Below are 13,690 nucleotides of genomic sequence, written 5' to 3'. Positions count from 1 at the left end.
GTAACATGAGATACTTAGGGAAAAGAGTATAAGTTACAGATTAAATCATCCCCAGCGCACGCTTACCGTGGATATTCAAATCCTCCAGCGTGAAGCGTCCTTCCCAGTCAGTTTCATAATCTTCGCGCGGGAAATCACCCGGCGACGCGCCTTTTTCCAGCGCGGCCTTCACTTTATGGGCATAAGCCAGATTCTTTTCGCACATCGGCGCGGCAGGGATGTACATTACATTGCCCCAACCCTGCTGATTTTCCACCGGCGCGACGGAGTGGATCACATCACAATGCCACCAGACCGAATCTCCGGCTTCCAGTTGTGGGATGCTGGTTAACGCCTCGATCAGCAGGGGATGCCATTGTGCGGAAATTGGCAGGACTCTGCCAGGTGCTACGCCGCAAAGTTCATCTTCCGGCACATCGTCCAGCAATGGACGTAATAGCACATATGCCATCGCCTCAGGAATCGGGACTACGTGCAACAATCCCTGACCTGGCAGCATATCGGACAGCGCCGTCCAGCCCTGGAAGGTACGAAATACTGAACATTTGGTGGTGTTATCTACCGTATACTCTTCAACTTCTGTGCGATGCGCCGCCTGCCAGGGATCATAATCTTCCAGCTTGCCATTGAAAACATTCGCAAAGACCTGCTGATATGCCGGCAAAAGCCAACGCTCCAGCGCGCCGGAATCCGTATGCGCGCCCAGCCCTTTGGACGTTGTTCCCGGCGGACGACGGCGTATGCGGTCAGGATAGATGACGCTGACGTCCGGGTTAAACCATTGTTTCCCGTCGCTTGTAAACGTCCACAGGCGATTAAGGAATGACTGCGCATTGGCCATTTCTTCGCTCTGGCGGGCCTGCATCTGCGCCTGGGACCAGTAGATGGGGTAGATCTCCGGGCGGGATGCGCTGAGGGTGCCAAAAAAGTTATCACCGGGGCCTTTGTAGACCTCATCAAAATGGTTGCGATCCAGGTAATCGAGCATCGACTGGTCCCATGCCAGTGCCTGTTCGCGGGGGAAATGCCCCTTAATGACCGCGCATCCGCGACGCTTAATCTCTTCACGCTGCTCGGCGCTTACGCGTCCCGCTTTGATATCCGCATAGGACAACGTTGGCCAAACCGGGGAGCCTTGCGCTTTGAGGGCGTTGATTTCCGCCACGCGAGTGGCAATGGCATCGCTCAGCTGATTGAAAATCAACTGAACATCCCCAAGCTGTGCCCGCAGTTGCTGTTTCATCTGACGGATTGCCGCTTTGTGATCGGCGGGCAATGTGTCGCTGGTAAACGTAAAAGCCATAACCACCTCGCATTAACTTTCATTCGAAACTTATTTAACTTACACATGCAATATAAGTTAAAAATAAGTTAATGCAAGTTTAAAAACTTGATGGTGGGCACGGAATGAATAAAGAGTGAAAAACCGGAGCACGCCCCGGTTAGCAGGATCAGACGTTAAAAGGAGAGGTGTTATCCAGCACCGCCTGAATCACGTTCAGCGCGCCCTGATGGTTATTGTCGTCGGTCTGATAGCGGGCAATCGCTTTAATGCTCTCTGCCGCATTGGCCATGGCGAAAGAGTAATGCGCCATTTTCAGCATTTCTGCATCGTTGCCGCTATCGCCAATGGCGACGACGTTTTGTGGAGACAGGTTCCAGCGTTTCAGCAGGCGGCTGATACCGTTGGCTTTATGTAAGCCCGGAATAATCAAATCGATAAACCCAAAGCCGCTGGTGACGGGCTTCATTATGCCATCCAGAGCGGTATGCAGGTGATCGATAACCAACGGGATTTGTTGGTCGGGTAAGTTCAGCGAAAACTTAAACAGCACATCATCAATGTCCTGATAATCCTTCACCGGTTTCAGGCGATGGTAGTGTTTCGACATCAATGCCACGAAAGACTCAGGAGCATTCTCACTGACGTAGGCGCTTTGCAGACCACAGGCAACAAAATTGAGCTGCTTGTCTTTGAGGAGTTCGCCAATAACAATGCGTGATTCGTGACGGGTAAGCTCGCCGTGAAACAGCTGTTTGCCATGCTCATAAACCAGTGCGCCATTCTCAGCGACAAACGATATTTCGTCTTTAAGCTCCGGGAAAAAGGAGATCAGCTGGAAATACTGGTTGCCGCTGGCCACGACAAATTCAATATCTCGTTTTTTCAGTTCCTGATACTGCGCCATAAAACGTGCACGATCGTATTTCTTGGCGTCGTCGAGAAAAGTTCCGTCCATATCGGTGACGATAACTTTGATGGTCATACTTGCTCCTGGCTCATAACTGCGACCAGAAACATTCTAATAACAATGTGACCTGAAGCACAAATTTAATTTCGAATGAAAGTAAAAGGCCGGGTGGCAGCTTCGCCTTACCCGGCTACGGGGGAAATATGTAGGCCCGGTTAGCGCAGCGCCACCGGGCGGGGGAGTTACAACATGTGTTCAGTACGGGCGATGATATCGTCCTGTGCATCCGGAGACAGGGCGGTGAAGAAGGCGGAATAGCCTGCGACACGCACCACCAGGTCACGGTATTGATCCGGGTGTTTTTTTGCTTCCAGCAGCGTTTCACGGGACACAATGTTGTACTGAATATGCCAGCCTTTGTGCTCTTCAAAGAAGGTGCGCAGCAGGATCATCAGTTTTTGCTTATCAGATTCATTCTCCAGCGTGGCCGGATTCAGCTTCTGGTTTAACAACACGCCGCCGAGAATGGAACCGGTCGGCAGTTTACCCACCGAGCCAATCACCGCCGTCGGGCCGAGATGGTCCGTCCCGGAAGCCGGACTTGCGCCTTCAGCCAGCGGGGTGTGAGCTTTACGGCCATCCGGCGTTGCCATGGTTGCCGCGCCAAACGGCACGTTTGCGGAGATAGAAGAGGTCCCGGCGTAGTAATTGCCGCCAACCGGACCGCGACCATAACGTGGATTATGATACTGTTTCAGTTCATCGATATAAGTCTGATAAGCGCGGGCCAGCAGTGTATCAACGGAATCGTCATCGTTGCCGTACTTCGGCGCGCCGTTGATCAGTCGTTGACGTAATTGCTCGTGGGTCAGACCGTCAAAATCATCAGCCAGTGCTGCAGCCAATTGCTGCTGGCCGATAGCGCCTTGATCGAAGACCAGTTTCTTCACAGCCGCCAGGCTGTTGCCGAGGTTGGCGATACCCACCTGCAAACCTGATACCCAGTCATACTTCGCGCCGCCTTGCTTAATGCTTTTCGCGCGTTCGATACAGTCGTCTACCAGCGCCGAACAGAGAATATCGTGTACGTTCTCTTCCAGCATGGTGTCAACGACATACTCGATTTCAATGGATTTACGGGTGTAGTAGCGAATCTGTGTATCCCAGGCGTCCATCACTTCATCGAAATTGTTGAAGTTGCCAGCCGAGAGCGCTTTTTCCTGCGGCAGGAAGACTTTGCCGCTGGTGGCATCGCGTCCGCCTTCCAGCGCCGCCAGCATCACGCGGGCAAAGTTAATAAAGCTCATGCCGGTACAACGGTAGCCCCATTTGCCGCCAACGGCGGTTTCGATGCAACCAATGGCCGCATAGTCATAGGCGTCCTGCGGTTCAATACCAAGCTTTATAAATTCAGGTATGACGATTTCATCGTTGTTAAAGGCTGGCATCCCGAAGCCGCAGCGAATGACCTGCACACAGGCATCAAGGAAATCGTTACTCATCCCCGCGTGATAGCGCACGCTCAGGTTAGGCTGAGTAGAGCGCAGGCGACCGCAGGATTCCAGAATGGCGTAAGAGAGCGGGTTGACGGCATCCACCGCCTGACCGTTAACCAGATTCTGTCCGCCAATGGTCACGTTCTGATACAGCGGGCTGCCCGCCGATGCTTTGGAGTGGGAACCGGAGCGGATTTTGTTCACTTCCAGCAGCTTCAGCCAGCAGCTGTGCAGCAGCTCAATGGCGTGCTCGCGATCCAGCGTCTGATTCAGCTCCACATCACGACGGTAGAAAGGATAGAGATACTGGTCCATGCGACCAAACGACACTGAATGGCCGTTCGATTCAATTTGCAGGATCAACTGGATGAAGTAGCACAACTGCAGCGCCTGCCAGAACGTTTTTGGCGGCTCATGGGCGATCACATCGCAGTTTTCCGCCATGGTCAGCAGTTCCTCGCGGCGGCTGGCGCGGGTCTCCGTGGATGCCATTTTGCATGCCAGCGTGGCAAAGCGCTCAATGTGCAGACTGACGGCTTCCAGCACGATATCTATCGCTTTCAGGAACTGATCGCCATGGAGGTCTTCCAGACAAGTCAGATTGATACGGGAGCGACGTTCATCGACTTTGTGACGCAGTCCGTCGAGACCTTTTTCCAGCAGCAGCGGGAAGTTCACCGCCAGGTGTGCGTCGCCGGAGGTCATGTTGCCTTCGGCTTTGATAATGCCGGTTTCCAGCAGACCTTTCTGCTCATCGGTGAACATCCCGTAGCAGCGATCCTGTACGGTCTGGCCGCGCCACCACGGGCACACCTCGTGCAATACGCGTTTGTTCTCTTCACTTACTGAGAAGCCTGCGCCCGGCCTGTCGGCGAGGTCATCGATCTCTTTTTCAATCCAGGAGACGGTGTATTCCGGGAAGATCGGTGCGGCGCGCACTTCGCTCGCCTGGTTACCGATAATCAGTTCGTCATGCTTGATCCAGATGGTGCGTTCCGCCAGATGATGGGCCAGCGCTAACGCGCGGCGTACCGGGATCGGCTTATCCAGATGTTGTTGATACATCTCGGTATAGTGCTGGGCGCGCTCGGTACAAACCGGCGGCTTCACGATGTGGATCAGGGCTGTTTTATGCGCTTTGATACGGTCGCTGAGTGTGTCCAGTTTCAGAGTGGTCATGGCGATTATCCTCGTAGGGTCGCGGTTAAACCTTTATGGCGGGCATACTGCTGAGCAAATTCGAGCAGAGCTGGCGCCTCAAGCGGTTTATCCGGTGCGTTGTAGGGTTGACTGAGTAAGTGGTATTTATTGATGCCCAGGGTGTGATAGGGCAAAAAATGGATCTCCCCGACGTGAAGCTCGTCGGCAGCAAAATCGGTAATAGCCTGGATGGCGGCTTCGTCAGCGTTGAAACCCTGAATCAGCGGTACGCGGATAATCATTTTTTTACCCGCAGCGGCCAATTTTTTCAGATTGTCTAATACACGAGAGGCACTGCCATCGGTCCACTGTTTAAACGGCGCGTCGGCGACATGTTTTAAATCGGCCAGGAACAGATCAATGTAAGGTAATGACGGCTCGATATACTTCCACGGCACATGCAGACAGGTTTCGACCGCCGTATGAATGCCCGCGTCGTGGCTGGCTTTGAATAATTCTGCCGCCAGTTCTGGCTGCATAAACGGTTCGCCACCGGAGAGGGTGAGCCCGCCACCGCTACGATCGTAAAACGGTTTATCACGCAGTACGGTCGCCATGATGTCGTCCACGCTTTTTACCTCTCCGCAGACGGTCAGCGCCTGGGTTGGACAGCAGTCCGTCAGGGCGGCGAAAGCGTCATCGGTCATTTTTTCGCGATGAATAAGCAGACCGCTCAGCGCTCGCTCAATCACCGCAGGTGCCGCCTGAGCACAGAGATCGCAACCGTCCAGACACAAACGTGCGTCGTAGAGCAGGTCCTGTGTGCGGGCGCGGCTTTCCGGATTCTGACACCAACGACAGCCCAGGGAGCATCCCTTAAGGAACACCACGGTACGGATACCGGGGCCATCATGCGTGGAATAGCGCTGGATATTGAAAATCATAAGCGGCCTCTTTTCTTTCGTATAAAGATTAAATTACTTTCGAATGAAAGTTATATTGACGTGCGTCAACTAACCGTGAGGTTTCGCCGTGCTACCTTTTATTCATGCTAATTATTCGTTTGAGGAAAGGTTATGGAACTCTATTTAGATACGTCGGATGTTGCCGCTGTCAAAGCTCTGGCGCGTATTTTTCCGTTGGCCGGGGTGACCACTAACCCGAGTATTGTGGCGGCTGGTAAAGAGAGGCTGGAAGTGTTGCTGCCGCAACTGCAGGAAGCGATGGGGGGACAAGGCCGGCTGTTTGCACAGGTGATGGCGACGACCGCCGAAGGCATGGTCAATGATGCGCGTAAACTGCGGGCAATTATCGCGGATATCGTGGTCAAAGTACCGGTGACGGCAGAAGGTCTGGCGGCAATTAAACTATTGAAAGAAGAAGGGATCCCGACGCTGGGTACCGCGGTATACGGTGCTGCTCAAGGGCTGTTAGCGGCGCTGGCAGGAGCGGAATATGTTGCGCCATATGTAAACCGCGTGGATGCGCAGGGGGGAGATGGTATTCAGACGGTGACCGATCTGCAAACCTTACTGAACATGCATGCGCCGCACGCCAAAGTACTGGCAGCCAGCTTCAAAACGCCGCGTCAGGCGCTGGATTGCCTGCTGGCAGGCTGCGAATCCATCACGCTGCCGCTGGATGTCGCTCAGCAGATGATTAGTTCTCCGGCCGTTGATGCTGCCGTAGCGAAGTTCGAGCACGACTGGCAGAGCGCATTCGGTCGCACGTCAATCTAGTTTTATGCCGGATTACTCCGGCATATTTGCGTAGGTGGTTCCGTTAAAATGAATCTGTTGCAGTTAGGTGCAATAAACTGCGAATCGCCCTCGTAAAACCGGTAAAGCCTGCATGCGGCCCGTCATCGCGACGGGTACAGTCACGTCATCATGTTTATCAGTTGACGGACCGCCATGAAAAAAACACCTACAGCCACACCGCACGATGCGCTGTTTAAAACATTTTTAAAATACCCTGCAACAGCCCGTGATTTTATTGAAATTCATCTTCCTCCCACGCTACGTTCGCTTTGCGATCTGGCGACGTTAGAACTGCAACCCGCCAGTTTTATTGAAGAAAACTTACGCGCATATTATTCAGATGTGCTTTGGTCGATGAAAACCAGTGAAGGGGAGGGTTATATCTATGTCGTGATTGAACATCAAAGTCGTCCTGATGCGCATATGTCGTTTCGCCTGATGCGTTATGCGATAGCGGCAATGCAAAGCCACCTTGACGCTGGGCATACCCGCTTACCATTAGTCGTGCCGATGCTGTTTTATCATGGCGTCGATACGCCTTATCCCTTCTCTTTATGCTGGCTGGATGAGTTTGATAATCCGCTCCTGGCGCGTCAGCTTTATCTGTCGGCATTTCCATTGGTGGATATTACCGTGGTCCCGGATGAAGAAATTATGCAGCACCGGCGTATCGCACTGCTGGAACTGATTCAAAAGCATATCCGCCAGCGCGATTTATTAGGACTGGTGGACAATCTGGCTACGCTGATGGTTACAGGATGTGCTAATGACAGCCAGCTAAAAGCGCTGTTTAATTATCTGCTGATCCAGCATGGTCACAAACCGCGCTTTGGGCGATTTATGCGTAAGCTGGCGCAGCAGGTACCCGAACACAAGGAGCGTACAATGAATATTGTCGAAAAAATACGTAGGGCAGGGCAGCGAAAGGGGCTACGGGAAGGCATGCGTCAAGGCCGGGTTGAAGGTCGCCGTGAGGAAGCGCAGCGCATTGCCCACTCAATGCTGGCCGATGGTCTTCCACGGGAGCTTATCGTGAGAATCACCGGGCTATCAGAGGAAGATATTAAATCTTTGACGCATTGAATGTATGTTAGTACAGCCCCGGAAAATAAATGCCGCCGGGGCTTACAGTTATTGCCCGCACACCTCACAGCCAGGGTTACGCATCAGCTTCATTTCGCGAAACTGGCAGGTCATGGCGTCGTACATGACGATTTTTCCAGATGCGGGTTTACCGTAGTTTGCCAATAATTTAATGGCTTCCATAGCCTGTAACGAGCCGATCACGCCGATTAGGGGAGCCATTACGCCAGCCTCTACGCAGGTGAGGGCATTTTCACCGAACAGGCGGCTCAGGCAACGGTAGCAGGGTTCGCCTTCCTGATAGGTAAAGATGGTAATTTGCCCTTCCATGCGGATTGCCGCCCCGGAAACCAGCGGAACCTTTGCGCTAAAGCATCCGGCATTAAGCTGATTGCGGATACTGACGTTATCCGTACAGTCCAGCACCAAATCGTGTTCGGCGATCAGCGCGTGAATTTCGCTATCATCCAGCAGCGCATTCACTGGCGTAATGGCGATATAAGGGTTAATCCGCGCCAGCGCGTCGCGGGCGGACAGCACTTTCGGTTGCCCTACGGTTGCATCGCTGTGCAGCGTCTGGCGCTGGAGGTTCGACACGGAAACGGTGTCAAAGTCGAGCAGCGTTAAATGCCCGATGCCTGCGCCTGCCAGGTATTGGGTCGCGGCGCAACCAAGTCCCCCCAGACCAACGACCAGTACCCGCGCCTCCTTGAGCGCTTCCTGGCCTTCAAAATCGAAGCCGCGCAGAATGATTTGCCGGTTATAGCGCATCATCTCCTGGTCGCTGAGTTCCGCCATTACAGGCCTCCAAACAGCGCGTTAAACGGCTCGACTTCAACCCACTCTCCGGCTTCAACGTTGCCGCGATCGCGTTCCAGCACGATAAAACAGTTGCCGAGGCTAAAGGAGCTAAAAATATGCGAACCCTGGTGTCCGGTGGTGGTGACTTCCAGTTCGCCTTCTGCGGTGCGCTGCAATACGCCACGTTGAAAATCCAGACGTCCTGGCGTTTTCTTCAGACGTGACGCGGTGCGCACGCGTTGGCGAGGAGGCAACCCACAGCCCGTGTTGCCGCTGAGTTTCGCCAGCATTGGTTGCACCAGTTGATAAAAGGTGAGGGCTGCTGATACCGGGTTACCCGGCAGACCGCAAAACCAACTGTTGCTTAGTTTGCCAAAGGCAAACGGTTTGCCCGGTTTGATGGCCAGCTTCCAGAAGGCAATTTCTCCCAACTCTTCCAGAATGGTTTTGGTGTAATCCGCTTCACCGACAGAAACGCCACCGGAGCTGATAACGACATCGGCCTGGCTGTCGGCTTCAATAAACGCCGCGCGCAGGGCGTTGGGATCGTCGCGAATAATCCCCAGGTTGATCACCTCGCAGCCCAACTGTTGCAGCATCAGGTGAACGGCCAGACGGTTGGTGTCATAAATCTGTCCGTCGCCCAGCGGTTGACCCGGCAGTTGCAGTTCATCACCAGTGGAAAACAACGCCACGCGGACTTTGCGCACAACAGGCACATCAGCAATTCCGAGCGAGGCCAGAACCGGGAGTTCGGCGGTTGTCAGGCGGGTCCCGGCGGGGAAGACGACTGCACCGTTCGCAATATCTTCACCGCGCAGACGAATATTTTGTCCACTGCGGACTTCGGCGGTAAAACGCACACCGTCGTCGGTTTGTTCCGTTTGTTCCTGCATGACCACTGCTTCACAACCGGCAGGCACCGGGGCGCCGGTCATGATGCGGATACAGGTCCCCGCGGGCCATTCGCCGTGAAAAGGCTGTCCGGCAAAGGCTTTGCCTGCTACCGCAAGCGGCAGACCCGAGCGTAAATCATCTAATCGCACCGCATAGCCATCCATTGCCGAGTTATCGAATCCCGGTACATCAATGGGGGAAACGACGTCGGCGGCCAGGATACGGCCAAAACATTGAACCAGCGGCAGTGTTTCGACGGCGGTGAGCGGGGTAATACGCGACAGCATCTGAGAGAGAGCCGTTTCAAGCGGCATCAGTCCGGCGGTAAATTCCATGAGAAGACTCCTGCGGGGCAAAATCGAATCCGGCCATTATGTCAGAAAATGGCCGCGGACAGTATGCTACCTCAGGCTTAGAATCAGATCTGATCAAGGTTTTATGCCAGAGGATAGCGACACAGGAACAATGCAGTATAGACTCAATATTTCCGCTCTTTTCCCCAGGGGGCTAAATGGCTACTACTATCCCGGAGGCAATTCGACGACAGGTGAATGCAGCCAGCGCGCTCATCCGCCAGGTTTTCGAGGAGAATCTCGTTGCTATTCATCTGTATGGTTCTGCTGTCGAAAGCGGTTTAAAACCTCAAAGCGACATCGATTTGTTGGTCACCATACGGGAACCAATGGATGCCCGGTTAAGAGAAACCGTAATGCGGAAATTGCTGACCATTTCAGCGCAGCCCGGGACCTCAGAACGTTACCGCGCGCTGGAAGTCACCGTTGTTCTGTTCTCGCAGATCGTGCCGTGGCGATTCCCACCCGTCAGAGAAATGCAATTTGGTGAGTGGTTGCGTGATGATATTGGTGCCGGCGTATTTGAACCGGCGCTGGCGGATCCTGATCTTGCCATTTTGCTGACCCAGGCCCGGCGCGCCAGCGTACCATTATTCGGTGAACCCGCTGATATATTATTCAACGCCATTCCTGCCAATGATGTATTGGAAACGTTTCGACATACCCTTGAACAGTGGCAAAAACCGGCAGATGTAGAGGGTGATGAGCGCAATATCATGCTGGCTTTGGCGCGTATCTGGTACAGCGTCGTTACTGGCGATATTGTCGCAAAGGATGAGGCCGCGTCGTGGCTCATGCCGCAATTGCCCGTTGAGCATGCTGACACGCTGCAAGCTGCATGTTCGGAATATCTGGGGTTAACCAAAACGAACTGGGCTGAATCTATGCCGTCAGTACAACGATTTGTGTTTTATGCAAAAAAAGAGATTACCGATCTGCTTGAATAGGCTATTCAATGTCGTCGGGGATCTCATTCCTGTTTACTCTATCTGTATGACCTGATGGTATCGATTATGAGGTGCAGGCCTTTACCTTTACATGACGTCTGCATCTTTCTATATTCAAAAATCGAATCAATAAGTCACCGAAATTCTGATATTTATAACCCCCGGAACCAGTCACCTTAATGGACGAAAAAATGGGTAAAGCAGTTATTGCAATTCATGGCGGTGCTGGGGCTATTACCCGCGCGCAGCTGAGCCAGGAGCAGGAGTTGCGCTACATACAGGCGCTGTCCGATATCGTCGAAACCGGTCAGCGGATGCTCGAAGAGGGGCGTAGAGCACTGGATGTGGTGACCGAGGCCGTGCGTCTGCTGGAAGAGTGCCCGCTGTTTAATGCCGGAATTGGCGCAGTATATACCCGTGATGAAACCCATGAGCTGGACGCCTGCGTGATGGACGGTAATACCCTGCAAGCGGGAGCCGTCGCGGGGGTAAGCCATCTGCGAAATCCAGTTCTCGCGGCACGCCTGGTGATGGAACACAGCCCACACGTGATGATGATTGGTGAGGGGGCAGAGAATTTTGCTATTGCGCAGGGTATGGAGCGCGTTTCGGCGGATATTTTCTCGACGCCAGAACGCTACGCTCAATTGCTGGCGGTGCGAACGACGGGTGAAACGATGCTGGATCATAACGCTACCCCACTGGATGAAAATAACAAAATGGGTACCGTGGGGGCGGTCGCGCTGGACATGTTTGGTAATCTGGCGGCGGCGACATCGACCGGCGGGATGACCAACAAATTGCCGGGCCGGGTGGGTGACAGTCCACTGGTTGGTGCCGGCTGTTATGCCAATAACGCCAACGTGGCAGTTTCCTGCACCGGAACCGGAGAAGTCTTTATTCGTGCGCTGGCGGCTTATGACATTGCGGCGTTGATGGACTACGGCGGCCTGAGTTTATCTGAGGCGTGCGAGCGTGTGGTGATGGAAAAATTACCGGCGCTGGGCGGCAGCGGTGGCTTAATTGCTATCGATCATGAGGGTAACGTCGCTTTACCGTTTAATAGTGAAGGCATGTACCGTGCCTGGGGATACGCGGGCGATACGCCAACCACCGGTATTTATCGGGAAAAAGGAGATACCGTTGCCACACAGCGATGAGCTTGACGCCAGTGACGTACTGGCAGTGAGCAACCTGAACATTACCTTTGAACAGGAACAGCAGCGCGTCAGTGCGGTGCGTAATCTGTCATTTCGCCTCAAGCGTGGCGAAACGTTGGCGATAGTTGGCGAGTCCGGTTCAGGAAAGTCGGTCACGGCTTTGTCGCTGATGCGTCTGATTGAACAGGCTGGCGGCGAGGTGAGCTGTGATGAAATGCTACTCCGCCGCCGCAACCGCCAGGTGATAGAGCTGGGTGAACAGAGCGCATCACAGATGCGCCACGTGCGCGGCGCGGATATCGCGATGATCTTTCAGGAGCCAATGACATCGCTTAATCCGGTGTTTACCGTGGGTGAGCAGATCGCCGAGTCTATCCGCTTACACCAGGGGGCCAGTCATGAAGAGGCGATGCTGGAAGCTAAACGGATGCTCGATCAGGTCCGTATTCCTGAGGCGAAGGCGATTTTATCGCGCTATCCACACCAGCTTTCCGGCGGCATGCGCCAGCGCGTGATGATCGCTATGGCGCTGTCGTGCCGCCCTGCGGTACTGATTGCCGATGAGCCGACCACCGCGCTGGATGTCACTATTCAGGCGCAGATCCTGCAACTGATAAAAGTGTTGCAACAGGATATGTCGATGGGGGTGATCTTTATTACCCACGATATGGGGGTGGTGGCGGATATTGCCGACCGTGTGCTGGTGATGTATCAGGGTGAGGCGGTAGAAACCGGTAGCGTTGAGCAGATCTTTCATGCTCCCCAGCATCCCTATACTAAAGCGCTGCTGGCAGCCGTACCGCAGCTTGGCTCCATGAGCGGACAAGCGTATCCGCGCCGTTTTCCACTTATTTCTTTACACGATCCCAGTCATGTCGAACCGCAAACCGAGCAGGACACCGTGGTTGAAGGCGAGCCTATCCTACGGGTGCGCAATCTGGTGACGCGTTTTCCTCTGCGCAGCGGCATTCTTAACCGGGTAACCCGTGAGGTGCACGCGGTGGAAAACGTTAGCTTTGACCTGTGGCCAGGAGAAACGCTCTCGCTGGTGGGCGAGTCGGGCTGCGGCAAGTCCACCACCGGGCGGGCGTTGTTGCGCCTGGTTGAGTCTCAGCGTGGAGAGATCATCTTCAACGGACAGCGTATTGATACCCTGGCCGCCAGCAAACTGCAGCCGCTGCGCCGCGATATTCAGTTTATCTTCCAGGACCCTTATGCATCGCTCGATCCTCGCCAGACGGTGGGATATTCCATTTTAGAGCCGTTACGGGTGCATGGATTACTGCAAGGTGATGCGGCGGCAAAACGGGTTGCATGGCTGTTGGAACGTGTAGGCTTGCTGCCTGAGCATGCCTGGCGCTATCCGCACGAGTTTTCCGGCGGTCAGCGTCAGCGCATCTGTATTGCACGGGCATTGGCGCTCAATCCCAAAGTGATTATTGCTGATGAATCTGTCTCGGCGCTGGATGTTTCAATTCGTGGGCAAATCATCAACCTGATGCTCGACCTGCAGCGAGAATTGGGTATCGCATACCTGTTTATTTCTCACGATATGGCGGTGGTGGAACGGATCAGTCACCGTGTGGCGGTCATGTATCTGGGACAGATCGTTGAGATAGGCACCCGGCGGGCGGTGTTTGAAAATCCGCAACATCCGTACACTCGCAAGCTGATGGCGGCAGTTCCGGTCGCCGATCCATCGCATCACCGTCCCCAGCGCGTGCTGTTGTCGGACGATATCCCCAGCAATATTCGCAAACGTGGCGAAGAAATTTCCCCCGTTTCGCTCCAGTTAGTTGGTCCGGGGCATTATGTTGCGCGTGGGCAACCAGAAAATGCGCTTTCGCGTTTATAACAGGCA

11 protein-coding genes are annotated in these 13,690 nt (G+C 54.0%); 5 read left to right on the top strand and 6 right to left on the bottom strand.

Features of this window, described 5'->3' with window-relative positions:
- Positions 1 to 40 precede the first annotated feature (40 nt).
- The 4 genes from FDX04_RS12445 to FDX04_RS12430 form a co-directional block, all read right to left on the bottom strand.
- A complete protein-coding gene (locus tag FDX04_RS12445) occupies positions 41 to 1,303 on the bottom strand; it encodes a DUF1479 domain-containing protein (protein WP_137361338.1) in 1,263 nt (420 codons plus the stop codon).
- Positions 1,304 to 1,451: 148 nt separating this feature from the next.
- Positions 1,452 to 2,267, bottom strand: a complete 816-nt coding sequence (locus tag FDX04_RS12440) for a Cof-type HAD-IIB family hydrolase (RefSeq protein ID WP_137361337.1) — start codon at positions 2,265 to 2,267, stop codon at positions 1,452 to 1,454.
- 167 nt (positions 2,268 to 2,434) lie between these two features.
- Positions 2,435 to 4,867, bottom strand: a complete 2,433-nt coding sequence (locus tag FDX04_RS12435; protein WP_137371022.1) for a glycyl radical protein — start codon at positions 4,865 to 4,867, stop codon at positions 2,435 to 2,437.
- Between the two features lie 5 nt (positions 4,868 to 4,872).
- A complete protein-coding gene (locus FDX04_RS12430; RefSeq protein WP_137371021.1) occupies positions 4,873 to 5,772 on the bottom strand; it encodes a glycyl-radical enzyme activating protein in 900 nt (299 codons plus the stop codon).
- Between the two features lie 132 nt (positions 5,773 to 5,904).
- Here FDX04_RS12430 and fsa point away from each other — a divergent pair, with 132 nt between their 5' ends.
- Complete coding sequence (gene fsa, locus FDX04_RS12425) at positions 5,905 to 6,567, top strand: fructose-6-phosphate aldolase (RefSeq protein WP_137361334.1); 663 nt, start codon at positions 5,905 to 5,907, stop codon at positions 6,565 to 6,567.
- A 174-nt stretch (positions 6,568 to 6,741) separates the two neighbouring features.
- The gene (locus tag FDX04_RS12420) at positions 6,742 to 7,671 is read left to right on the top strand and encodes an Rpn family recombination-promoting nuclease/putative transposase (RefSeq protein WP_137361333.1); all 930 of its coding nucleotides are present in this window, start codon (positions 6,742 to 6,744) and stop codon (positions 7,669 to 7,671) included.
- A 48-nt stretch (positions 7,672 to 7,719) separates the two neighbouring features.
- On the opposite strand, the gene moeB is transcribed toward FDX04_RS12420, so the two are convergent.
- A complete protein-coding gene (moeB, locus tag FDX04_RS12415; RefSeq protein ID WP_137361332.1) occupies positions 7,720 to 8,469 on the bottom strand; it encodes a molybdopterin-synthase adenylyltransferase MoeB in 750 nt (249 codons plus the stop codon).
- On the bottom strand, positions 8,469 to 9,704 hold the full coding sequence (gene moeA / locus FDX04_RS12410; protein WP_061381897.1) for a molybdopterin molybdotransferase MoeA: 1,236 nt from the start codon (positions 9,702 to 9,704) through the stop codon (positions 8,469 to 8,471). Before moeA ends, moeB begins: the two co-directional genes overlap by 1 nt.
- A gap of 176 nt (positions 9,705 to 9,880) precedes the next feature.
- Between moeA and FDX04_RS12405 the strand changes: the two genes are divergently transcribed.
- The 3 genes from FDX04_RS12405 (at position 9,881) to gsiA (ending at position 13,684) form a co-directional block, all read left to right on the top strand.
- A complete protein-coding gene (locus FDX04_RS12405; RefSeq protein ID WP_137361331.1) occupies positions 9,881 to 10,669 on the top strand; it encodes an aminoglycoside adenylyltransferase family protein in 789 nt (262 codons plus the stop codon).
- 191 nt (positions 10,670 to 10,860) lie between these two features.
- Entirely contained in the window at positions 10,861 to 11,829 is a 969-nt protein-coding gene (gene iaaA, locus FDX04_RS12400) for a beta-aspartyl-peptidase (protein ID WP_137361330.1), read from the top strand.
- Positions 11,813 to 13,684, top strand: coding sequence for a glutathione ABC transporter ATP-binding protein GsiA (gene gsiA, locus FDX04_RS12395; protein ID WP_137371020.1), 1,872 nt, complete (start codon positions 11,813 to 11,815; stop codon positions 13,682 to 13,684). The genes iaaA and gsiA overlap by 17 nt, the downstream gene beginning before the upstream one ends.
- Positions 13,685 to 13,690: the final 6 nt, after the last annotated feature.

Source organism: Citrobacter sp. wls615, assembly GCF_005281355.1.
GTDB lineage: Bacteria > Pseudomonadota > Gammaproteobacteria > Enterobacterales > Enterobacteriaceae > Citrobacter > Citrobacter werkmanii.
The sequence above is the reverse complement of the archived record's forward strand: the minus strand, read 5'-3'. Positions and strand labels throughout refer to the sequence as shown.

Bases quoted from the DNA above. Each gene is read 5' to 3' on its own strand.
- moeB (WP_137361332.1), bottom strand. From the start codon at position 8,469: ATGGCGGAACTCAGCGACCAGGAGATGATGCGCTATAACCGGCAAATC.
- FDX04_RS12420 (WP_137361333.1), top strand. From the start codon at position 6,742: ATGAAAAAAACACCTACAGCCACACCGCACGATGCGCTGTTTAAAACA.
- moeA (WP_061381897.1), bottom strand. From the start codon at position 9,704: ATGGAATTTACCGCCGGACTGATGCCGCTTGAAACGGCTCTCTCTCAG.
- fsa (WP_137361334.1), top strand. From the start codon at position 5,905: ATGGAACTCTATTTAGATACGTCGGATGTTGCCGCTGTCAAAGCTCTG.
- FDX04_RS12440 (WP_137361337.1), bottom strand. From the start codon at position 2,267: ATGACCATCAAAGTTATCGTCACCGATATGGACGGAACTTTTCTCGAC.
- FDX04_RS12445 (WP_137361338.1), bottom strand. From the start codon at position 1,303: ATGGCTTTTACGTTTACCAGCGACACATTGCCCGCCGATCACAAAGCG.
- FDX04_RS12405 (WP_137361331.1), top strand. From the start codon at position 9,881: ATGGCTACTACTATCCCGGAGGCAATTCGACGACAGGTGAATGCAGCC.
- iaaA (WP_137361330.1), top strand. From the start codon at position 10,861: ATGGGTAAAGCAGTTATTGCAATTCATGGCGGTGCTGGGGCTATTACC.
- FDX04_RS12430 (WP_137371021.1), bottom strand. From the start codon at position 5,772: ATGATTTTCAATATCCAGCGCTATTCCACGCATGATGGCCCCGGTATC.
- FDX04_RS12435 (WP_137371022.1), bottom strand. From the start codon at position 4,867: ATGACCACTCTGAAACTGGACACACTCAGCGACCGTATCAAAGCGCAT.